This is a genomic window from uncultured Anaerovibrio sp. (assembly GCA_902786545.1).
Classification (GTDB): domain Bacteria; phylum Bacillota; class Negativicutes; order Selenomonadales; family Selenomonadaceae; genus Anaerovibrio.
On the sequence record CADACU010000012.1, the window covers coordinates 18,050 to 41,505 of the forward strand.

Genomic DNA, 23,456 nt, shown 5'->3' on the forward strand with positions numbered 1-23,456 from the left:
CTCATAAGTACGATGATTACTTCGATTTAATACCTCATAATTCCTGCCACATACATAATAAGCAGAATGAAAGCAGCGCCCTTTTAATCGTACTATCACACAAACCCAATGGCTGTTTTAGACTTTTTATATATCTTCTCGGCATTTACCGAAAAATCATCTGCCGTAAGAGAAGTTAAATCCTTGCGACTTAACTTTTTGCCATTGGATTCTTTTATAAGTCTATCTGACTGCTTCATCATGGCCTGCTCCAAAAGGTTTCTAGCAAAGCGGCCATTGCCAAAGTCAGACTTAGTACAGGCAATTTTGAATACTAGATAACCTGATCTACATTTCTTACAGTAAAACATCTTTTTTCACCTGCCAGCAGTTTGATTAACTGATACTGGAGCTTGTTGATAATCTCATGCTCATCCACCAAGATATAACGAAACAGTTGCTGATAACGTGTTCTGATTTCTTCATGATCTCTTATTAGTGATATTGTTATCAGCAGCAAATCATCAAAATCCAAGGCATTGCTTTCTTGTAGTTTGCTTTGATATAGCGAATAAATCTCAGAAATCTTTTTGTGGTGAAAATTACCGTTATTATTGGCATACTGTGAAAATTCCATAGGCCCCATCATCTTCATTTTGATATTGGAAATGGCCCTCCAAACACCAATAGGAGTATTGCATTCATCGTTTAACTTCATTTGTTTAATGCATTTCTTTACCAATGAATTTATATCGTTGTCATCATATATAACAAAATTTTTGCGATATATTCCGGTCGCTTCAATCTCCCGACGCAAAATACGGGCACAAAGGCTATGAAAAGTACATGCCCACAAATCCTTTGAGTTGATGCCAAACATTTTGGCGATTGAATCTCGCACTTCCACAATTGCTCTGTTGACAGATGGTATAAACAAAATATTTTCTGGAGCTACACCATTAGCTAACAGTTTAGTCACCTGATTAGTAAGCACTTTGTTATTGCCATAATCATCATCTGCCATTATCAGAAGTGAATCTTCATAGGGCAGTATTGCCTCTCTCTTGGTCGAAGTTAATTCCATAAAATCATCCATATTATTCGCCTCCAGAATCATTTTTTTACTTTGTTTGAATATACTATATCAAGGTCAATGTACACCCTGTTGTACATAAAAATACTCCCAGATGATTATCTCTAATCATCTGGGAGCTATATGTTGACTACTTAATCCTCTTACTTGCCGTAATAAAATGCTTTAACCTTATCCTCTATTTTGTCCCTGATTGTAGAATAACAAAGTAAATCCTTTACTATTTCAAAGTTCTTCGGTAAATTTTCTATCGCAGCAATGATCTTGGCAAGTTCTTGATATTTTTCTCTATATATTTCAAGACATGTCTTACCAGAGCTCAATTTCAACTCGCCAATCTTACTATCAAATACAATTTCTCCAAGCATAACCACAGATTTTTCCTTTTCAATCTCAGATTCTACTTTTTCTTGAACCTTTTCGTTCCTGTACGCATCTTTTTCGGTATACTTTTCTGATGCAAGCAAATTCCTTATTCCACAATAGTGTGAAATCATCTGCTTTATTCCAGCAATATAGAAAGGTTCATTAGGGTCTTTTGTCACCAAATCAAACTTAGCAGGATCCTTTTTAGAATCTTCTATTTTTAATTCTAAAGCATCTATATTATTTTTATACAGCGCTTGCGTATATTCATTATCCAAATAATTTTTCGATATCCCCCTACAAGTTGTTCCTGCACTCAGATAATATTCAGCAAATTTACTTTCCAAAAATAGTACCACATTTTCATAGCTTTTCTCATTTTTACCAATAAGCACCACATCCATATTAGATGGATATCTTGGATCTATAACGGGGCTTTTAAATTCAAATATTGAATCAGTAAACTTGATTTCCCTACCATTTATTGCCATTGTAAGTGGATTATCCTCGGTAACATTATAAAAATGAAGGAGCGCACATAAAGAGGATGAGTGCAATGTGGTGATTCTACTTTCTTCCTGACCATCACCTGCAATCGCCATCTTATATTTTTTTAAAAATTGATTCTCATCTCCGATTTGGAACTGGTTAATAAGAATCTTATCAGGTTCCCCAATTCCTCTTAATCTATATGAACTTGCAGGTTTATACTTTTCATCTGTATTGTCCTGTGAGGCAGAATCACCCGTTTTTTCAATACTAAATCCGTCTACTTCCCCCCACATTGATTTATAAAGTTTTCTTTTCCGTGCATTATTCATTTTGTCAAAGTCAACTTTTCTCCCCTCATAATCTTTCACAGTTAATCCCTCCATTTCATAAATTCTTCATCTCTTATAGAAGAAGATTACATAAATCATCAAGAAGAAAATTATAACTTTCATGGATCATAGCCCCACTTCTTTAATTCTTCAATATCTAATGCTAAAAACTCCTCTAAAGTGTCAGCATCAAGTAGATCTATAATCTCATCTGACAACAACCCACTCTCTCTACAAACTAACTTAGCCATGACCTCATCAGTTAACTCATGAATAGGAAAGTAATGATGCTTAATGTATTTCTTCCAAATTGCTATTTGCCGACTTCTATTATTCATAGTTTCCACACTGCCCCTCATAAGCATTCATGGTTCATAGCCCCACTTCATCAATTCCTCATCACTTAATTCCCAAAACTCCTCTAAGGTATCTGCATCTAACTGATAAAGAACTTCTTCCATAATGCTATTTGTCTAGCTCTCAGTCCCATGGACGATAACCCCACTTCTTTAATTCTTCATCACTTAATTCCAAAAACTCCTCTAAGGTATCTGCATCCATCATCTCTACTATATCAGTATAGATTAACCCATTCTCCTTACAAATCACCTTAGACATAACTTCGTCAGTCAACTCGTGAATAGGGAAATAATGGTGTTTAATATACTTCTTCCAAATTGCTATCTGCCTAGCTCTTACATTCACGGCTGATAACCCCATTTCATTAACTCTTCATTACTTAATTCCAAAAACTCCTCTAAGGTATCAGCATCTAACTGATAAAGAACTTCTTCCATAATTACTCCTTCTTCGCTGTCAATAAGTTTAGACATAACCTCATCAGTCAATTCATGAATAGGAAAGTAATGCCGTTTAATATACTTCTTCCAAATTAATTTTTGTCTTATTCTGTTATTCATTTTTTACTGTACCTTTTAAAGCCTCAGTGGCTAAATCAACGGTAATCTTATTTCCCGTCAGTTCAGCGTATGCTACCACTTTTGCCAAACCGCCTTCCAGTTCCCCAATGTTGCTGGTGATATTCTGAGCAATATAATCCAACACCTCTGCCGCTATCTCGGTGTGCTCCGCATCACATACCTTCTGCAACAAGGCAATTCGATCTTCCAATGCTGGGGCTTTTATATCGACAACCATACCAGCCGCCATCCTTGAAATGATTTTTTCATCAAAGCCCTCTATCGCCCTTGGAGGACAATCACAAGACACAACTATTTGCTTATTTAATCTTTGAAGTTCATCTAAAGTATTAAAAAATTCTTCCAGGGAGCCTACTCTTCTTCTCAAAGTCTGAATATCATCCATTAGCAGAAGGTCAACAGTTCTGTATTTCTTTTCAAAAGCCTCAGTAGCATTGTCACGAATGGAATTAATAAGCTCTCTGGAGAAATTTTCAGCTGTGGTATACAGTACTTTCTTTTCAGGATGGCCTTTCAGTACCTCATTACCTATTGCCTGTAATAAATGAGTTTTACCCATTCCAAAATTGCCATATATAAACAGAGGATTAAGTTTATCACCAGGTTTTTTAGCCACCTTTAATGCTGCACCATAAGCCACATGATTAAAGCCTCTGTCCACCATCGATTCAAAGGTATATTTTGAATTAAGAGGCAAGCCACAATTACCAGTTTTATGATTGATCAAATCGATTTTACCTGCATCGTTAATGCCAATGGTGATCTCTATTTCCAATTGTGCATCTTCACTGGCATTTTTCAAAACATCCACATATTTCCTTAAATCAATCTTGATTTTCTCTCTACCAATTACATTCTTAATGTCACTCATTTTAAGCACCTCCGATTTTTACTATATGTTTATATTATTCCATGATAAATGGCAAATCCCTTTTAACAAGGATATGGATTTATTCTAAAAAATAGCTATCATCCAAAAAAAGGCCAAACATTTTTATCTTGCCCTCAAATGGTTCATCCATGTGTAAAACAGCAACTATGTAATAGTCTACACCGAGCTCACAACCTGGAATATCATTTTTCCCGCCCAGATCGTATTCCAAATCCGGTACTGGCTTATCAAAATTATTATCGCCATAAAAAAATGATACTACTGCATGGATATCCTGCAGAAACGATTTTCTCTGATTATTGGCCACCAAATTTATCATTGCCGGATATCCTGTATTACTACGGTTCAAGCCTGCGGAATGAAGGAATTTATCAACTACAGATTCCAATTCTGTACCTATAGCAAAGGCTGGTCTTATCTTACGAGGCGCGCATAGCACATCTTCAATGTCTCGCAAATCAACAGCTGTTAAACCGACTCTACATACAGGATCTGTTATTCCTAAAATTGTTTCCTTAACTACATCTACTCCGTCCCTAAACAAATCTGGCTGAAATTTGTACTGAAAATCTAGATCATCCTGTGTCATGCACATTAATCTGCCTGGTGGTGTAAAATCTTTTATAAAGATTCCATTTTTTTCTATCACCAGTACGGAAACCGATAAGATTTTTCTCTCCCACACATATTCAGCAATGTCATAAACAACTTTACTAGGGAAATTTTCCCTCATGTCAGCCACAACAAAGACCATGTCGCTATCTTCGGCCACTGAATAAATGCTCGACTGCTGCTCAGCTATGGCTGTGGAGCTTAGCTCTTTCTGAAAAACAATGGAACACAAAGCAAAATGTGAATCTCCAATTTTCTTCAGTCTATTTACTACACTGTTGCCAAATTCACCTATACCTATCACTGATACCTTTGAAACCATTGTCGTCATGCCTCCAATATAAAATCCTTCTTCTTAAATCTGTAATCAATCAAGGATAATTCTTCCTCGATTCTTTTGTGCACTATTTCTGGCAATTCAATTCCATACAATTCATGAGCCCGTTCTAAACATTCTTTTTCCAGTACTTCGCGATAATTCTTCCACATAATATATGGCCTCCTTCGCAGTATAGTTTATTTAGTTATACTATATCAAAGACGATGTACATTTCATTGTACATAAAAACTCCTAAACAATATTTTATTATTTAGGAGTCTAATTCTTTGCCACATAATATTATCCTGCAATATTTTTTAATCTTTTATCTATGTATTTAATTCTATTAGATATTCCTCAGATTGTTATAATATTTTCGAAATTCACGTCTACGGATTTTATTTGCCCTTTTTTGCTTCCAAGTCATTTTAGGTAAATTATTGAGCCCGGCAAGTTCCAAGCCTTCATCCGTATACCATTTAGGTATCCAGTACTCTCCGTAGTCACGCATCATCAAAGTTCTTTGTGACTGTAACAACAGTTCAAATTCAAGTTTTCCCTGTACAAAGTTGCTTATGGCAATCAGTATCCTTTCTTGTCCGTATAACTCCCCCTTATATTTCACCAAATCCATGTAATTAAACATTACTTCTTGATATACAGTTCCATCTTCATCCTGAAACCATCCATAGGCATTCATATCTGATGCATCACCATGAACACATCTCTTAATATCCTCCTCACCATTTGTAATGCCATCAAGTACAAAAACGCCAGCACAAAGGTCGTGTTTGTGGGGTTTTTCACAAAATCGATATACCAAGTCCCCTTTCTTGAATGGGGTTGGAAAGCAATACCAACGGCTTTCAAAAGCATATCTGTACACATCCCTCTCAACAGCACTTAATTGTTCCAGACACGGATCCTGAGCAAGTTGAGACAGTTGAAGCTCATGCTTCTCACAAAAATCCATATGTTCCCTCAAAAAATCATGAAGACTATCCCTGTTAATTGAAAATTGTCTTTCTGGCATAGGACAATCAGGCATATTATCAATAATCCAGCGATAAGCCGTGTGCTTTTCTTCCATTGTCTTATTTGCACTTTGGTACACCAGCCATGCTGCTTGCATGGTATCACATTTATAATCGATTTCGTGCAAATAATCTCTTATGTCTTTGGAATTGACGAAAGATAAAATATCCATCTTTTGTCTCCTTTGCTTTTCACACGCTTTTATATTTATCCATATTATGAGATAAATTCATAAACTGATATTCTGCTTCTATTTGCTTCAGTTGGGAGCATAAGAGTATTCAAAATTTTTCCTCCAGTACAAAACCACTCCATGTATCTGCATACTGCAACAGTAAGGTAAGTGGTGTTTCATTGGTAGCTACACTTCGATTATCCTCCACATACTGCCCATCATGGTAGACAATGGCCTGTACCTCTTCCTCGGTCAGTGGAAATCTTTGGGCTACCAGATACAGACTACGCACAGGAACACTCAAATAAGTAAGGTTACCGTTCCAGTAATACGGGTACCTAAATTGACTGTCTGGTGGATTTTTGATATAGAGAGGATTTCCTGGCATTCCGGCTTTACCTAAATCATGCATAAGTGCCACTATCACGCAGCTTTCATCGGAAATTTTTGGTGCAATGGCTGCCTTTATTTTAAGCATGGTTTCCGCCACATTGATGCTATGCTCCAATAAACCCTGTTCACAGTTAAGATGATATTTGGTAGACGCAGGAGTGGTAAGATATACAGTCTCTTTTTCTACAAATTCCATCAATTCATCAAACTGCTCCCGGCGTTCTACCACCTTATCTTTCAAAACTTTAAGGCGTTTCATCAGCTCTGCTGTCCTTATATCCTTCTGATCTGTCATTTTATTGCACCTCCGTAATGCATTTCTAACAAAATTATCTATCTTTAGTCATAATATATCAAAATCAATGTACATTATAATGCACATAAAAAACTCCCAGAGCATTCAAATGCCTGAGAGCTTCTTTTTGGTAATTCTTTCTTAGTATATAAAACTTTTCTATATATAACAAAATCTGCCATAATCCAGTTATAACATCAAACACAAAAGCGACAAAAACAACTGCGATAATAGTAAGTTTGACCGCATTTATTTACAAGGCTCTCAAATAAACTGCATAATTTTGAACAGTATATTTGTGTTTTTATGTAATTTTTTTAATAATATTTTAAAAAACCATTAAATTAGTTAAGAATTGATATACTAATTGATTGTTTCATATATCTGCCAGCTATCAATCGATGCATCTGACAAACAGAAAAACAATACGGTTGTCCGGGGAATATTCCTGCGCCCTGGCCAACTCCAGCTGCACCTTTCTAAATTCCCCGCTTATCTTGCGCCTATAGGTAATACTTAGATGGGTGCTGCCAGCATCAAAAGCTGCTTTTAGCTGCTCAATATCAAAAAAATTGTAATATTTCTCTTTATCTTCAGCAACTATGTTGCCAATTTCAGCATATTTGACTACATCCTCAGATAAGGTGCAACGCAGGCTGTTAACTTGGCTGAATTCCGCCTCATCTATTTGAATGATCTGGTAGCAATTATCAGTAAGGTTAATTTTCAGCACCTTGATGTATATGGCACACAGTGCTGCATGGGCAACCTGGCGACCGATACGATCCACGCCCTTTTGGGCATAGTAGCTTTCCTTTGCCTTGTACATTCTGGCATCAGCAACCTTGGCCATATCGTAAATGCTTCTATCCATCCCCTCAGCTCTAGTGACATAGCCCAAGGAAATGGACATCTTGTCCACCAGTTTACCATGCCAGTTGTTTACCATTTCATAAAACTGATCTATCAGCTTGGGCAAATTTCCCGGGGAAATATAAATAATAGCCGCATACTCATCTCCCCCTAACCGGTAAATCCGTCCATATTGTCTAAAACAGTTGCGGAGACAGTCCGCTACTCCCGACAAAAGCTCATCTCCGGCTGAATGCCCCAAGGTATCATTTACCACCTTTAACCCATTTACATCAACCGACAGCAGGGCCAGATTTTTTTGCATCGGTCCACCGTTATACTCCGCCAAATTTTCATTGTACATTTTGCGGTTATACAGCTGGGTCATATCATCCACATATGAGTTGTAAATCAGCTTGTTTTCCTTTTCCTTTTCGTAGCTGATATCCCGCACAGCAAAAATAATACTTTTTAGACTGCCGTCATCCCCCTGCTCCCCGGAAAATATTACTGCCTCCAGCCAGCCGGTAAAGTTGCCTTCAACCTGCTGAGTTATGCATTTTTTACCTTGTAGGCGCTGGACCAATGTGGATAAATCAACAAATTCCGCCATTTCGGTCACATACTCCGGTTTTAGCAACATCCGGCTCAAATCATTGACAGCCATACTTACATTGCCGGTTTCCCCCAATATGGTGTGTACATGCTCACTGGCATTATATACCTCGTAGTATATCTCCGTTTCCAAATCACAGTAATAGATGTACAAATAGTATTTCGACATGTAGTCAAAAATCTTCTCTTTATCCCCCAACCGTACAGTTTCAATCATCTTGTTACTCCTTGCATTTAATTTGTTCCCCACTTTACGGTTATTCTCTGTGACCTGCTTTTTTTCCTGCTAAATAAAACTAAAAACAGAGACCGTGTTACAGTCTCTGTCCTTTAATCTTTACTATATATATTCCTCAGCCAGCTTCTTGAAGGCCGGTAGGGAGCGTTCAATGGTTTCCTGCTTTATGCAGTACGCCACCCGGAAATATCCAGGGCAACCGAAATCAGCTCCTGGTACAAGAAGCAAATTGTATTTTTTGGCCCGTTCACAGAAGGCATAATCATCCTCTTCCAGAGCTTTGGGAAATAGATAAAACGCCCCCTGTGGTTTCTGACAGGTAAAGCCTGCCTCAACCAGACCATTATACAGTAAATTTCCGTTTCGTTCGTAAGCAGCGATATTGGATGGTTCATCCACGCACCGGGCCACCACCCGCTGAAACAGGGATGAAGCATTGACATGAGTCAATACCCGTGCTGCCCCGGCAATGGAGCCATACACCTTGCCAAAATCAGCAACCTCATCCGGTACAACAATATAACCAATACGCTCACCCGGTAATGACAGGGACTTACTCCAAGAATAGCACACCAAAGTGTCCTTATAATACTTAGGAATGTACGGAACTGTTATATCACCATAAACCAATTCACGATATGGCTCATCTGAAATAATAAAAATCGGATGACCAAATTCCTTTGACTTAGCTTCCAAAATCTTGGCCAGACGCATTATGGTTTCTTCCGAATAAACAACCCCACTTGGATTGTTTGGTGAATTAACAATCACAGCCTTGGTACTCGGTGAAAGCATTTCCTGGAATTTTTCAAACTGTATCTGAAAATCAGCCGTATTGGCCGGAACCACCTTCAGCTCAGCCCCCATTGCCTCCACAAAACACTTATATTCCGGGAAATATGGTGCAAATGCAATAAATTCACAATTGCCATTATCTTCAGTCAAAGCCTTAAAGCAAATAGTGAGTGCTGCCGCTGCCCCAGAGGTCATAAACAAATTCCTGCCGGTAAAACTGGTACCAAACCGACGGTTAATGCTGCCGGCAATGGTTTCTCTCACTGCCGGATCACCAGGAGCTACAGTATAGCCATGGAGAGCACAGGAATCCATTTCCTTCAGAATATCCATAATGGTTTGGTTAACCTTTTCCGGGGCCGGTACATTCGGATTACCAATGGAAAAATCATAGACATTTTCCTCACCTACTTCCGCAGCCCGCTTACGGCCAAACTCAAAAATAGTCCGAATAGTTGATTTCTTTGTCCCCAATTCATACATCTTCTCTGAAACCATATTATTACCCCTTACTCCATGTAATATTTCATACTGGTCTTTTTCCATTCCTTCTCCGTGAACTGCAGCTCATACTCCTTGATGCCGGTCTCATCGGAAAGCTGTTTGACCAGCTTGGCACAATATTCTTCTGAATCCCCATGTATCATTGTATAAAAATTGTAGGGCCAGTTAGGCGCCGTATTTCGGTCATAGCAGTGGGTCACCGCCGGATGGGCACACATTTTTTGCGCCACCTCATCCATTATTTCTTCCGGAACCACCCACACTACCAGTGCATTGGCCTTGAACCCTACATCCACATGCCGGAGAACTGCCCCCATTTTTCTGAGAACTCCCTTCTCCTTCATCAGAGCCAAACGCTGCATCAGACTTTCTTCCGAAATACCAATTTCCCCGGCTATTGCTTTATATGGTTCAGAAACAATAGGAAAATCATTTTGTAAAGCTCTGATTATCTTTTTATCTACTTCGGAAATTACCATTTCCCGCCTCATTTCAATTTAAACCGGACATCTATTTTATACTTCTTTTGTGAATATAGATCCATCAGGGAAACAACCCCAGGCAGAGCCTTTACTTCAGCCAAGACCTGAGCCTGGCGCTCCGGTCTATCAGTAATAAAGGTAAACCACAGCGCATATTCCCCTCGGCGTTGATAATTATGGGTGACCTCCGGATATTCATTTATCCGTTCGGCCACCTCATCCAAATACTCATCCATTACCTTGACCGCAATCAAAGTACCACTATATCCCAGTTTATCCGAATTAAAGAACGCCCCTATCTTCCGGACATAGCCAGCTTTCTTTAATTCCGTCAGCCGGTTCAGTACCCTTTCCTCCGACACACCCAGCTTATTCGCCATAGTCTCGTAAGGCTTATGAACAAACTCTATACCGCCCTGCAAAACATTCAGCAGTTCCTTGTCAAATGCGGTAAGTTCCATCAACAATCACACCTCATTCGCCGGTTTCCATTAAACAGTCCCCAATCACCTGCAGCAGCTCTTCCCGGCCGCTGTTTTTCACCGAAGAATAGGGAAGAACATCCAACTCCGGTACTCCAAGCGTTTTCTTTATCTGAGCTACGCTTTTGGCAATACCATTTTTCCCCAGCTTGTCCGCCTTGGTGGCCACCACCAACACCGGCAGATTATGCTCTACCAGCCACTGAAACATTTCAACATCCGATGCCATAGGTTCATGCCGAATATCAATCAACTGACACACGAATTGCAAATCCTCCGATGACAACAGGTATTCATTTATAAACTTGCTCCAGATTTTCCGTCGTTTAGCGCCGGTTTTGGCATAGCCATATCCTGGCAAATCCACCAGATAAAAATCCTGTCGCTGAGGATTATCGTCAATCTTTGCCCCGATTTCATAGAAATTTATGGTTTGGGTTTTTCCCGGCTGACTGGACACCCGGGCTAGCTGATGAACTCTGGTCAAGGAATTTATCAGGGATGACTTGCCAACATTGGAGCGACCGATAAAGACTATCTCCTTCCGCCTAACCTCCGGATATTGGTCCATTTGTACCGCTGAGGTAAGATATTTCCCCTGGGTAATAACAACCTTTTCTGCCATAGATACCTCATTTCAACAGGGCATTTTCCAACACCTTATCAATATGGTCAACCGGAATAAATTCCAGTTTGCTGCGTACTGACTCAGGGATTTCCTCAATATCCCGACGATTTTCCTCAGGCAGGATAATGGTATGGATACCCTCACGATAGGCCGCCAGCACCTTTTCCTTCAAGCCACCAATCGGCAGCACCCGCCCCCGGATGGTTATCTCACCGGTCATAGCCACATCACATCTGACCTTTCGTCCTGTAAGGGCAGAAATCATAGCCGTAGCCATGGTAATACCAGCCGATGGACCATCCTTTGGTACAGCACCCTCCGGAAAATGAATATGTATGTCATTTTCCTCATAAAATTTTGGCGAGAGCTTTAGCTTCTTCTGACGGCTACGAATATATGACAAAGCAGCCTGGGCCGATTCCTTCATCACATCGCCCAGCTTGCCAGTCAAAATAAGCTGGCCCTTGCCTGGGAATACATTTACTTCAGTAGGCAAAATATCACCGCCAACCTGAGTCCAAGCCATACCAGTGCATAGTCCCACCTCTGGCCGGCGCTTTTCCTTTGGATGCGGATATTTAATCTTGCCTAAAATATCAACCAAATTTTTGGTAGTAACACTAACTACACTCTCTTCACCTTCCACCAGCTTTTTAGCCACCTTGCGGCACAGCTGCCCGATAACCCGCTCTAACTCACGGACACCGGCTTCTCTGGTATAATCAGTAATAAGATGCTGAATGACTCCTGCACCAATCCTTATATTTTTTGTAGTAAGACCATTACTTTCCCGCTGTCTTGGTACCAAATACCGCTTGGCAATTTCCAGCTTCTCCTGCTCGGTATAGCTGGATAAGGTAATAATTTCCATACGATCCCGCAACGGTGCTGGAATATCCCCCAAATTATTGGCCGTAACAATCCACAAAACCTGGGACAAATCAAATGGCAGCTCTACATAATGATCACTGAATGTATTGTTCTGGGCCGGATCCAATACCTCCAACAAGGCTGAAGTAGGATCTCCCTTGTAATCTGCCGCCATCTTGTCTACTTCATCCAGCAAAAATACCGGATTTTTGGTACCGGCTTTTTTCAGGGCAGCCAAAATGCGCCCCGGCATAGCCCCCACATAGGTACGACGATGGCCTCTTATCTCAGCTTCATCCCGGACACCGCCCAGAGAAGCTCTCACAAACTTTCTGCCCAACGCTCTGGCTACAGAGCTGGCCAGTGATGTTTTACCAACACCCGGTGGCCCAACAAGACACATAATCGGCGCATTTTGACCGGAAGTGAGCTTTCTCACAGCCAAATATTCCAATATACGCTCCTTGACCTTCTCCAGCCCATAGTGATCCTGATTCAGTACATCAGAGGCCGCCTTGATGTCTTCCTTATCTTCTGTGGTAGCATACCACGGCATATCCAGCAAGGTTTCAATGTAGGTGGTAATGACGCTGGCTTCCTGAGACATATTGCCAGCCCGCTCCAGACGGGTAATCTCCTTGTTGATGGTCTTCACCACATCATCAGGGTATTTATCCTTCCGCATACGCTTTTTGTATTCTTCAATATCACCCTGAATACCGTCCTTATCTCCCAGCTCAGTATGAATAGCCTTCACCTTTTCCCGGAGATAATATTCCTTCTGAACCTTCTCAATCTGCTTGCGGACCCGTCCACTGACCTTTTTTTCGATGTCCAGAATATCCCGCTCCCGCTTCAGCACACCATAAAGCTTTTCCAGACGGGCTTTTACATCAATGCACTCCAAAAGCTCCTGACGCTCTTCCAGCTTCAGGTTCAGGTGACCGGCAATCATATCTGCCAACCGGCCTGCATCAGAAATAATCGATACAGAAACTATGGCATCAGCCGGAATTTTTCGGCTAGTCTTGACCCATTGCTCAAATTCATGAACAACGACCCGGACCAATGCCTCCATTTCCAGGCTGTTATCCAGTTCATCCTGATATTCATGGACATCCACATCAATATATTCACCGCTGTCGTAGCAGTTAATGATCTGAGCCCGATACATACCTTCCACCAGAACCCGGACCGTACCACCCGGCATTTTAACCAAATGCTTAATTTCAGCCACTGTTCCCACAGAATACAGGTCATTAAAGCTTGGTTTTTCCACATCCGCATCCTTCTGAGCGGTGAGCATTATAACCTTGTCCTCCAGCATAGCCTGTTCCAAGGCAGCCACTGACTGCTCCCGACCGGCATCCAGATGAACCATCATATATGGAAAAACCATCATGCCCCGCAGTGGCAGTAATGGCAATCTTCTTAAATCATTTTTCATATAAACATTCCTCCTGATGTTTTCATCAGAATAAAATATAGACGCTGCCTCGACAGCGTCTATTGCAATACGCCCTTAGGCGGAAACTTCATTCGTTTTGGCATTGCCCTTCCGTTTTTTGCCGTAACTCAAAATAGGGTCGACATTGTCCTCGACTACTGCCTTGGTTATATGACAGTTAGTAACCCCGCTCTGGGAAGGTACTTCATACATAACATCCTTCAAGATACCTTCCATGATAGAACGCAATCCACGGGCACCTGTTTTTCGTTGTAAAGCCTTCTTGGCAATAGCCCGCAGTGCTTCATCATCAAAGGACAGCTTTACATCATCCAGACTGAGCAAATACTCAAACTGCTTCACCAATGCATTCTTTGGTTTTGTGAGTATTTCAATCAGAATATCCTCATCCAAGGAATCAAGAGTAGCAACCACTGGCAACCGGCCAATAAATTCCGGAATCAGACCGCTTTTCATCAAATCATCCGGCACAATATGCGTCAGTACCTCACCGACATCCGCATTGTCACGGGAAGTCACCTTGGCCCCAAAGCCCATATTTTTGTTGCCACGACGCTTGTTTATTATCTTCTCAATGCCAGCAAAAGCACCACCGCAAATAAAGAGAATGTTGGTCGTATCTATTTGCAGAAGCTCCTGATGCGGATGCTTGCGCCCACCCTGTGGCGGAACGGATGCAACAGTACCCTCCAAAATTTTCAAAAGAGCCTGCTGAACCCCTTCACCGGATACATCACGGGTAATGGACACATTCTCGCTCTTGCGGGAAATCTTATCTATTTCATCAATGTAAATAATGCCCCGTTCGGCCTTGGAAATATCATACTCCGCATTCTGAATGAGCTTTAAGAGGATATTTTCCACATCCTCGCCTACATAACCAGCTTCAGTAAGTGTAGTAGCATCTGCCACTGCAAACGGCACTCTTAAAATCTTTGCCAAGGTTTTTGCCAACAGGGTTTTACCGCTTCCGGTAGGGCCGATAAGCAATATATTTGACTTCTGCAGCTCCACATCCTGCTCTGTAGTCATGGCACAGTTTATCCGCTTGTAATGGTTATATACAGCTACTGACAAGGTCTTCTTGGCTTCTTCCTGGCCAATAACATAATCGTCCAAAATAGCCTTGATTTCCTTCGGCTTTGGCAAATCACTAAGCTCCTCTGCCGCTGCCAGTGAATTTTCCTCAGTAATTATTTCCCGGCAAAGGTCAATGCACTCATCACAGATGTACACACCAGGACCGGCCACCAGTTTCTTTACCTCGTCCTCTTTCTTGCCACAAAACGAGCAGGAAAGCTTGTCGTCATCAAAATTGAAGCCCATAACCGTGCCTCCTTACTGGTCCGCCTCAGCTTTTTCCTCAAGACGAACAATAACCTTATCAATCAAACCATATGAAACTGCCTCTTCAGCACTCATAAAATTATCCCGCTCAGTGTCGGTATTTATTTTATCCAATGACTGACCAGTATGCTTGGACAATACATTGTTGAGCATGTCTCTGGTACGCTGCAGCTCCTGGGCCTGGATCTGAATATCGGTAGACTGCCCCCGGGCACCACCCAATGGCTGATGAATCATAATCCGGGCATTTGGCAGAGAAAATCTCTTTCCCTTCGCACCAGCGGTAAGCAGCAATGACCCCATGCTGGCAGCCTGCCCCACACAGATAGTAGAAACATCAGGCTTGATATACTGCATAGTATCATATATAGCCATACCAGCCGTAACAACACCACCCGGACTGTTAATATACAGATAAATGTCCTTATCAGGGTCTTCAGATTCCAAGAAAAGCAGCTGGGCCACTACGGAGCTGGCCACAGTATCATTTATCTCACCAGTCAGAATAATGATACGATCCTTCAACAAACGGGAATAAATGTCATAAGACCGCTCTCCATTACCTGACTGTTCAACTACATATGGTACAAAATAGCTCATATAATCACCTCAAAGTTAATATCATAAGAAAAAGAAAACCATTTTAACAAAAGTTAATCTCAAATAGCTTTCTCTTTATTATAATATTAAATTTCGAGCAAAACAAGAAAAAGACAACCCGCCGCCCATAAAAAATGGGCGGCAGAAATCTTCTTCACTTGATATATTATGCAATGCTGTCAATTACAAAGTTGGCAGTCTTTCTTCTATGTACGGAAGCTACCAAATCACCAAGACGACCCTGTTCGCTGATAATCTTCTTTACCTGCTTAGGGGTTGCATTGTAAGCTGCAGCCATGGAAGCAACCTCTGCATCCAAATCCTCAGCCTCAACCTTGATGCCCTCAGCCTTGGCAATTGCATCCAATACCAAATCAACCTTAACATTGGTAGCAGCTGCATCACGATAGTTTTCCCGCAACTTGGCAATATCAGTACCAGCATAAGCCATATACTGCTCCAGCTTCAAGCCCTGCTGCTCAACCCGGAGAGCCAGTTCCTGAATCATTGCATTGATGCGGTTCTCTACCATAACCTCAGGAACATCAACCTTGGCATTGTCAGCAGCCATGCTGATTGCCTTCTCGCGCTTTTCAGTCTCTGCCTTGGTCTCAGCACTCTTCTCAAGATTGGACTTAATGTCAGCCTTCAGCTCATCCAAGGTCTGGAAGGTACTTGCCTTCTTTGCAAAATCATCATTCAGCTCAGGCAGAACCTTTCTCTTGATGCTCTTTACAGTGCACTTGAATACAGCTGGCTTACCCTTTAACTCTTCAGAATGATACTCCTCAGGGAAGGTTACATTTACATCCTTCTCTTCCCCAACCTTGGCACCAATCAGCTGATCCTCAAAGCCTGGAATGAACGCATTGGAACCAATCTGAAGCGGATAATCCTTGCCTTCGCCACCGGCAAATGGCTTATCATCTACAAAGCCCTTGAAATCCAAGGTGATGAAATCGTCCTTTTCAACAGCAGATCCTTCTTCAGCATCAACCATATCTGCCTGGCGATCCAACATGCGAACCAGCTGCTGCTGAACTGCATCATCATCAACTGTGTCCTTCTCTACTTCAACCTTCAAGCCCTTATACTCGCCCAATTCAACTTCAGGCTTCTTGGTAGCAACTGCCTTGAAAACAACATCCTTGCCCAACTCAAGGGTTACTACATCAATCTCAGGACGGGTAACAATCTCAATATCTTCTTTTTCTAAAGCCTCAGTGAGGGTTTTCTGGCCCAAACGCTCGAATGCATCGCTGAGGATATTCTCCTTGCCAACATGGCGCTCAACAACAAGCTTTGGTGCCTTGCCTTTACGGAAACCTGGGATATTGATACGACCAGCAATACTCTTGCATGCTGCATCGTATGCCTTATCCAGCTCAGCAGCTGGTGCAGTAATCTCTAATTCAACCTGCTGGTTTTCCAACGCCTTTACATTAACTTCCATTGTGTCAAAAGACCTCCTAATATACTCTTTATTGGGCTGTGCCCATTTATGACCTCATTATGCCCACATAGTAAACATAATAGCATAAGTACGGATTGAATACAAGCATAAAAGAATTGTCAGTAATCTTTTTATGTGTCCGTTATATTTAAAAAATGCTCCTTATATTGCAGCTCCAACACCGGCAAAACATAGTCCAGATCCACTTTATTTTCCATGGTTTCCAGCGCCGCCCGGCGGGCCTTTAGCAGAATATCTATATCCTGTAGTACATCAGCGATTTTTAAATCCGGCAGACCATGCTGCATGGAACCAAAGAACTGGCCCGGACCCCGTAGCTTCAGATCCTCCTCGGCCAATTCAAAGCCATCAGAAGTAGTCTCCATTATATTCATACGCTCTTTGGCTACTTCTCCCCGGTTATCAGCCACCAGCACACAGTAGGAGCTGTATTCGCCCCGGCCAATCCTCCCCCGGAGCTGATGAAGCTGGGCCAAGCCAAATTGCTGGGCATTTTCAATCACCATCATACTGGCATTTGGAACATTTACCCCCACCTCAATCACGGTGGTTGCCACCAAAAGCTTTATTTTTCCCTCATAAAACTCCTGCATTATGGCTTCCTTGTCTTTCTGCTTCAGCTTGCCATGTACCAGGCCACAGCTTATATCCCTAAATATTCCATGGGTCAGTTCATCATACACCGCCTCAGCTGACAGCAAATGACTTTCCTCATTGTCAGCAATCAGAGGACACACCACATAGGCTTGCCGACCTTTGAGGATTTCTTCCCGCATAAATTTATAAATAAGCTCCCGGCGATCCGGGGTACGCACAAAGGTACGAATACTTTTCCGCCCTGGGGGCAATTCCTTTATCAGAGATACATCCAAATCACCGTACACCGTCAAAGTCATGGTCCGCGGGATAGGTGTTGCGGTCATTACAAGCACATCAGGCATATAGGCAGCCTTCTTTTCCAATTCAGCCCGCTGGCTGATGCCAAAACGGTGCTGTTCATCCGTTACCACCAACCCAAGTCTGGCAAAATTCACCTTATCCTGTATTAGGGCATGCGTACCTATTACAATATCTATCTCATGATTCACAAGCGCCTCATAAAGCTTTTCCCGTTTGCTTTTAGTGAGCTTGCCAGATAAAAGAGCCACCTTTATTCCCAGTGGCTCCAATAACTCCATAAATCCTTCATAATGCTGTCTGGCCAATATTTCCGTTGGAGCCATCAAGGCCCCTTGAAAACCATTCTCCACCGTCTTAACCAACGCCAGCATGGCAATAACGGTCTTGCCGGAGCCTACATCCCCCTGCACCAGTCGACGCATAGGCACCAGCCGTTCCATATCATTACAGATGTCATTCCACACCTTCCGCTGATCATTGGTAAGCTCAAATGGCAATGCAGCCAGCAATTGATTGACAAGATGACTGTTCAAACCATGCTTTATCCCCTGTTTTTTCTCCTGGGTATGTTTTTTTAGTACCATCAGGCCACACTGAATAAGATATAATTCCTCAAAGGCCAGTCGGTCCCGGGCCAGCTGAACCTTGGCAAAGCTGTCCGGAAAATGAATGCTGCGAAACGCTTCATCCCTCGATAAAAGATTGTATCGACGGAAAATATTTTCCGGAATAACCTCCGGAATACACTCAATACTGTCCAGCAGCTGACTTACTGTTTTTCGGAAAAATTTTTGATTTAGGGATTCCGCAGCCGGATAAACAGGCAAAATACCTAAATTATCCGTCATTTCCTCATCAAAATCCATAACCTCAAAGGAAGAAAGCTGGCTCATAGCATATTGCCCCTGCCCGCCAAAAGCATATTCCACCTTACCGGCGGCAAACAGCTTTTTTCCTGGTTTCAGCTTGGCCTTTAAAAATTTCTGGTTAAACCAGGTGACCTGCAAAAATCCGGTACCATCTGTAACCAGGGCAGTCAATATGGTCATATTACGCCGCCCGGCCCGCTTCTCATTAAGGGAAGTGATAACTCCGGAAACCACTGCTTTTTCTCCCGGCACCAAATCACTCATTGGTGTAATACAGCTCTGGTCCTCATACCCTCTTGGAAAGTGAGTGAGCAAATCAAAAATTTTGGTAATACCCAGTTTGTGCAGGAGCTGGGCCTTCTTCGGGCCTATCCCTTTTAAATATTGAATATCCTGTGCCAACTCCATCATATCAACCTCAGATTGGGCAACAATATTATTTACCACCGTTCAGATACATTCCCAAAAGAACAAATATGGTTACCAAGACACCGACTGTTACGACAAACATAACACCGAGCTTTATCAGATTTTTAGGATCCTTGAAATAGTCCGCCCCATAGCTGTCAAACAGGTCCAGCAAAGAATTGGAGGCGTCTTCCTCTTTAACTTCTGGTTTTTCCTCGTGCTCCTGCGGTTGTTCTTCCGGCTCCTGCTCATCCTGGGCAACGATTTCCACAACCTTAAATATCTCTCCGGCACCGGCCAGCACCTGACCAACATTTGGTATTATTTCCGTATTATCCTCTTTCTCATTTATCAAGACAACCGGCGTAATTGTGTTTATCTCTTTTTCTTTAAAGGCATCCAGATTGTACTCTGCCACCAAATCCCCGGCCTGAACCCGTTGTCCTTCCTTGACATGAACCACCGTGGTTTCCCGGGTAATATCATGGGCTTCCAACCCCACATGGACCAATATATTCAGCCCTGACTCCGTTTGGAACCCAATGGCATGCTTTGCTTCAGCTACCGCTGCTACATACCCGCTCACCGGACTGTACAGCTGTCCTTCAGCAGGAATGATAGCCACGCCATCCCCCATTGTTTTGTCGGAAAAGGTTCTGTCAGGCACCTCCGCCAGCGACACAACCTGACCAGACATAGGTGCATATATTGGAAACTCTCTTGATTTACCAGCCATTTCACTCATCCCTTTTTATCTTATTTTGCCCACATGAGCAGCATAGACCACGAATTCTTCCTCACCATCAAGGCCCAATTCCCGATTTAATTCTTCATCGTTAAAATGCCCGATGGCACAACAGCCCACATCTATAGTGTAGCTTGCCAAATATAAATTCTGACAAACATGACCTGCGTCAATAAACAAATACTGCAGGGCCCTTCCCCCAAAAAAGTAATCCATCCGGTCAAGAACAGCCGCCCAAATGAATGTTACGGCACATTCATCGAACATATTGATTTTGTTAAAGCCCTTGCGCAAGCGTTCTTTGACACCAGCACTGGTGTCAATCGGCAACAGAGCGTGCTCTATGGCCAAAAAACGATATAATCCGCTGCTAAGGCCCTCCACCTTATCAATGTATAAATATGTTTCAAAGGCATTTCGTGCTCCGGCTGATGGCACCGTACGCTTGGTCACCCCCGATGGAAGAACCATCTTTACCCCTTGGGTACACCAAAGAAGATAAGACAACTCCTTCAATGTCAGCTTTTGGTCGCTGTACAGACGGATAGTCGACCGCAGTTCCATCAATTCCAGAAAGCTTACTTCCTTATCCTCCAAAAAATCCGGCTCCGGCAACGCAATCAGCTTGCTGTCCTCCGGATAGGATTTTTGCGGCAATGGAGCCGGTTCATCCGTAGTACGGCGGGTATTCATATTATTTCGTACCAGGGCAGCTTCCCTCAACGATTTAAAAATATCCTTGTACATAAAAAATGCCCAGCCTTTCATAATATCTTTCAATTCTTTATTATACCAAAGGCCAGGCAATTTGAGTATAAAATTGTATCAATATTCAGTAATAATTTGCATCAATCCACCGGACGAATTCCTGTTTTTCCGGTGAAGTGATGATAATTGCCTCCATTGTGGCGATTTATAAGCTCACAGAACACTTCCTCCGGCTTGATATTATGGTATGCCAACAGCACCAGACAGTGATACCAAAGGTCCCCCATCTCATAAATGATTTCATTCCTGTCATCATTCTTGGAGGCAATAACGGTTTCCACCGCTTCCTCGCCCACCTTTTTAAGAATCTTATCCTGACCCTTTTCAAAGAGATAGTTGGTATAGGAGCCTTCCTTTGGATTGAGCTGACGATCCTTTATCACATCATACAGCTCGTTTAAAATGTTGGCCAGTTGATTGTCCTTTGGCTGATCCACCACGGCCAACGCCTTATCGTTTTCCATCAGGCGACGGCCACTAAAGCAGGAATATGTCCCGGTGTGACAGGCTCCACTACCCCGTTGATGAACAATCACCAACAGCGTATCACCGTCACAATCATAGAATAAATCCTTGACCTCCTGGATGTTGCCTGAGGTGGCTCCTTTATTCCACAAGGATTTCCGGCTACGGCTCCAGAACCAGGTGGTCCGGGTTTCGATGGTCTTCTGCAGCGACTCGGCGTTCATATAAGCCATCATCAGCACTTGGCCATTTTCCTCCTGAACAATGGCTGGTACAAGACCATTTTCATCAAATTTAATCTTTGAAACATCAAACATAGCATATCACCTCATCTATAGACCTCACCCGTCAGCCCGATAGGCTGACACCCTTCCAAATACGGAAGGGAATATTCCTAATTCCTAATTCCTAATTCCTATTTTTTTAAAGTCTCATTTCTATCCCTCGGGATTTTAAGTACTCTTTTACCTGGCGTATGGTAAACTGCCCGTAATGAAATACGGAAGCGGCCAATACAGCATCCGCCTTCCCTTCAGTCAAAACATCATAAAAATGCTCCAGTTTCCCTGCTCCCCCCGAGGCAATAACCGGCACATTTACCGCTTCAGATACGGCTCTGGTCAATGGAATGTCATAGCCGTCTTTGGTGCCATCAGCATCCATACTGGTCAGAAGTATTTCCCCGGCCCCCAGGCTGGTTCCCCTCCTTACCCAGTCGATAACATCAATTCCCGTAGGAGTGCGTCCACCATTTACATATACTTCCCACTGGTTCTCCCCAGTCTTACGGGCATCTACAGCCAGCACCACGCACTGACTGCCAAATATTTCCGCTCCCTGACGGATAATATCCGGATTTTTTACTGCCGCCGTATTGACGGAGGTCTTATCAGCCCCAGCTTTCAGCATTTTCCGCATATCCTCCGGTGTGCGGATACCACCACCGATAGTAAATGGAATAAACACCTTGGAAGCGCAATCCCGGGCCACCTGCACTATGGTATCCCGCTGCTCATTGGAAGCGGTAATATCCAAAAAAACCAGCTCGTCACAGCGTTCTTCATCATATTTTTGGGCCAATTCCACCGGATCACCGGCATCTCTAAGCCCCACAAAGTTGGTTCCCTTGACTACCCGGCCATTTTTTACATCCAGACAGGGAATAATCCGCTTGGTATACATATTATATCACTCCCCAGCTGCAACACGAATAGCTTCTGCCAAATTCAGGGTACCGGTGTAAATGGACTTGCCTACAATAACCCCTTCAATACCAGACTTTTCGTAAGGAAGCAGGGCCTTGATATCATCAATGGATTTCACCCCGCCGGAAGCCACCACCTTAACACCGCTATGACGGGCCAACTGGGCTGTAGCGTCCACATTGACCCCCTCCAAGGTGCCATCCCGGGAAATATCCGTATAAATAATGGTCTCTACTCCCACCTGAGCCATTTGCTTAGCCAAAATGCCCACTTCTACATTACCGGACACTTCCCAGCCTTCCACGGCCACTATACCGTCTTTGGCATCAATGCCTACAACTATACGGTCACCGTACTTGGCACAGGCTCTCTGAACCAACGCTGGATTTTTGGCTGCTACTGAACCCAAAATAACCCGCTGAACGCCTGACGACAAAACTTCATCAATATTGTCCATTGTGCGAATGCCGCCACCCAGCTCCACAGGAATATTAACCCGGTCAATAATTCTCTTTACCACATCCAAATTCATGGATTTGCCAGCTCTGGCGCCATCCAAATCTACCAGATGAAGGTACTGTCCTCCCAGAGATTCCCACTTGGCGGCCATTTCCTCCGGCTCACCAAATACCGTTTCCCGGGCAAAATCTCCCTTATACAACCGGACAGCCTTCCCACCCCGAATATCTATAGCAGGAAAAATTATCATCTACTCACACTTCCAGTCTACAAAATTTTTTATCAGCTGCAAACCTACATCACCGGACTTTTCCGGGTGAAACTGGGTTGCCATCACATTATCTCTGGCCACAGCCGCCGT

The 23,456-nt window shown here is 42.7% G+C and carries 25 protein-coding genes and 1 pseudogene (1 of these 26 cut by a window edge); all 26 read right to left on the minus strand.

The features are described 5' to 3' along the window. Window positions 1–95 precede the first annotated feature (95 nt). Entirely contained in the window at window positions 96–350 is a 255-nt protein-coding gene (locus tag QZV24_RS03755; protein ID WP_294520324.1) for a hypothetical protein, read from the minus strand. Further along, complete coding sequence (locus tag QZV24_RS03760) at window positions 314–1,075, minus strand: UvrD-helicase domain-containing protein (RefSeq protein WP_294520327.1); 762 nt, start codon at window positions 1,073–1,075, stop codon at window positions 314–316. Before QZV24_RS03760 ends, QZV24_RS03755 begins: the two co-directional genes overlap by 37 nt. Window positions 1,076–1,215: 140 nt before the next feature. Then, a complete protein-coding gene (locus tag QZV24_RS03765) occupies window positions 1,216–2,298 on the minus strand; it encodes a hypothetical protein (RefSeq protein WP_294520330.1) in 1,083 nt (360 codons plus the stop codon). An 80-nt stretch (window positions 2,299–2,378) separates the two neighbouring features. Beyond that, entirely contained in the window at window positions 2,379–2,606 is a 228-nt protein-coding gene (locus tag QZV24_RS03770; RefSeq protein ID WP_294520333.1) for a hypothetical protein, read from the minus strand. 133 nt (window positions 2,607–2,739) lie between these two features. After that, window positions 2,740–2,964: a hypothetical protein gene (locus tag QZV24_RS03775; RefSeq protein ID WP_294520336.1), complete on the minus strand. Its 225-nt coding sequence runs from the start codon at window positions 2,962–2,964 to the stop codon at window positions 2,740–2,742. Window positions 2,965–3,171: 207 nt separating this feature from the next. After that, the gene (locus QZV24_RS03780) at window positions 3,172–4,071 is read right to left on the minus strand and encodes a chromosomal replication initiator protein DnaA (RefSeq protein ID WP_294520339.1); all 900 of its coding nucleotides are present in this window, start codon (window positions 4,069–4,071) and stop codon (window positions 3,172–3,174) included. A gap of 79 nt (window positions 4,072–4,150) precedes the next feature. Beyond that, complete coding sequence (locus QZV24_RS03785; protein WP_294520342.1) at window positions 4,151–5,026, minus strand: hypothetical protein; 876 nt, start codon at window positions 5,024–5,026, stop codon at window positions 4,151–4,153. Window positions 5,027–5,031: 5 nt separating this feature from the next. Next, window positions 5,032–5,193, minus strand: a complete 162-nt coding sequence (locus QZV24_RS03790) for a hypothetical protein (protein ID WP_294520345.1) — start codon at window positions 5,191–5,193, stop codon at window positions 5,032–5,034. A gap of 176 nt (window positions 5,194–5,369) precedes the next feature. After that, window positions 5,370–6,230 (minus strand): hypothetical protein, encoded by an 861-nt coding sequence (locus tag QZV24_RS03795; RefSeq protein WP_294520347.1) that lies wholly within the window; start codon window positions 6,228–6,230, stop codon window positions 5,370–5,372. A gap of 109 nt (window positions 6,231–6,339) precedes the next feature. Then, the gene (locus tag QZV24_RS03800; protein WP_294520350.1) at window positions 6,340–6,921 is read right to left on the minus strand and encodes an HD domain-containing protein; all 582 of its coding nucleotides are present in this window, start codon (window positions 6,919–6,921) and stop codon (window positions 6,340–6,342) included. 394 nt (window positions 6,922–7,315) lie between these two features. Beyond that, window positions 7,316–8,605, minus strand: a complete 1,290-nt coding sequence (locus QZV24_RS03805) for a GGDEF domain-containing protein (RefSeq protein WP_294520353.1) — start codon at window positions 8,603–8,605, stop codon at window positions 7,316–7,318. A gap of 123 nt (window positions 8,606–8,728) precedes the next feature. Beyond that, window positions 8,729–9,919, minus strand: a complete 1,191-nt coding sequence (locus tag QZV24_RS03810; protein ID WP_294520356.1) for a pyridoxal phosphate-dependent aminotransferase — start codon at window positions 9,917–9,919, stop codon at window positions 8,729–8,731. Between the two features lie 11 nt (window positions 9,920–9,930). After that, on the minus strand, window positions 9,931–10,404 hold the full coding sequence (locus QZV24_RS03815) for an AsnC family transcriptional regulator (RefSeq protein ID WP_294520359.1): 474 nt from the start codon (window positions 10,402–10,404) through the stop codon (window positions 9,931–9,933). A gap of 8 nt (window positions 10,405–10,412) precedes the next feature. Further along, a complete protein-coding gene (locus tag QZV24_RS03820) occupies window positions 10,413–10,868 on the minus strand; it encodes an Lrp/AsnC family transcriptional regulator (RefSeq protein ID WP_290656513.1) in 456 nt (151 codons plus the stop codon). Between the two features lie 13 nt (window positions 10,869–10,881). Further along, a complete protein-coding gene (gene yihA, locus QZV24_RS03825; RefSeq protein WP_294520365.1) occupies window positions 10,882–11,514 on the minus strand; it encodes a ribosome biogenesis GTP-binding protein YihA/YsxC in 633 nt (210 codons plus the stop codon). A 7-nt stretch (window positions 11,515–11,521) separates the two neighbouring features. Beyond that, window positions 11,522–13,834 (minus strand): endopeptidase La, encoded by a 2,313-nt coding sequence (gene lon / locus QZV24_RS03830; protein WP_290656511.1) that lies wholly within the window; start codon window positions 13,832–13,834, stop codon window positions 11,522–11,524. 75 nt (window positions 13,835–13,909) lie between these two features. Next, window positions 13,910–15,181, minus strand: a complete 1,272-nt coding sequence (gene clpX, locus QZV24_RS03835) for an ATP-dependent Clp protease ATP-binding subunit ClpX (protein ID WP_294520368.1) — start codon at window positions 15,179–15,181, stop codon at window positions 13,910–13,912. 12 nt (window positions 15,182–15,193) lie between these two features. Beyond that, window positions 15,194–15,802 (minus strand): ATP-dependent Clp endopeptidase proteolytic subunit ClpP, encoded by a 609-nt coding sequence (clpP, locus tag QZV24_RS03840; protein WP_290656509.1) that lies wholly within the window; start codon window positions 15,800–15,802, stop codon window positions 15,194–15,196. A gap of 166 nt (window positions 15,803–15,968) precedes the next feature. Further along, on the minus strand, window positions 15,969–17,255 hold the full coding sequence (gene tig / locus QZV24_RS03845) for a trigger factor (protein WP_294520372.1): 1,287 nt from the start codon (window positions 17,253–17,255) through the stop codon (window positions 15,969–15,971). A gap of 131 nt (window positions 17,256–17,386) precedes the next feature. Further along, window positions 17,387–19,453, minus strand: coding sequence for an ATP-dependent DNA helicase RecG (gene recG / locus QZV24_RS03850; RefSeq protein WP_294520416.1), 2,067 nt, complete (start codon window positions 19,451–19,453; stop codon window positions 17,387–17,389). 28 nt (window positions 19,454–19,481) lie between these two features. Further along, complete coding sequence (locus QZV24_RS03855) at window positions 19,482–20,189, minus strand: glucose PTS transporter subunit IIA (RefSeq protein ID WP_294520375.1); 708 nt, start codon at window positions 20,187–20,189, stop codon at window positions 19,482–19,484. Between the two features lie 15 nt (window positions 20,190–20,204). After that, window positions 20,205–20,945 (minus strand): SagB/ThcOx family dehydrogenase, encoded by a 741-nt coding sequence (locus tag QZV24_RS03860; RefSeq protein ID WP_294520378.1) that lies wholly within the window; start codon window positions 20,943–20,945, stop codon window positions 20,205–20,207. A gap of 101 nt (window positions 20,946–21,046) precedes the next feature. Further along, entirely contained in the window at window positions 21,047–21,748 is a 702-nt protein-coding gene (gene hisIE, locus QZV24_RS03865; protein ID WP_290656504.1) for a bifunctional phosphoribosyl-AMP cyclohydrolase/phosphoribosyl-ATP diphosphatase HisIE, read from the minus strand. 106 nt (window positions 21,749–21,854) lie between these two features. After that, window positions 21,855–22,613 carry an imidazole glycerol phosphate synthase subunit HisF gene (gene hisF / locus QZV24_RS03870; protein WP_294520382.1) on the minus strand — a complete coding sequence of 253 codons (759 nt, stop codon included), beginning with the start codon at window positions 22,611–22,613 and terminating at the stop codon, window positions 21,855–21,857. Window positions 22,614–22,619: 6 nt separating this feature from the next. Then, window positions 22,620–23,345, minus strand: a complete 726-nt coding sequence (gene hisA / locus QZV24_RS03875; RefSeq protein ID WP_294520385.1) for a 1-(5-phosphoribosyl)-5-[(5-phosphoribosylamino)methylideneamino]imidazole-4-carboxamide isomerase — start codon at window positions 23,343–23,345, stop codon at window positions 22,620–22,622. Beyond that, a pseudogene (hisH, locus tag QZV24_RS03880) lies at window positions 23,346–23,456 on the minus strand (imidazole glycerol phosphate synthase subunit HisH); it runs 457 nt beyond the window's last position.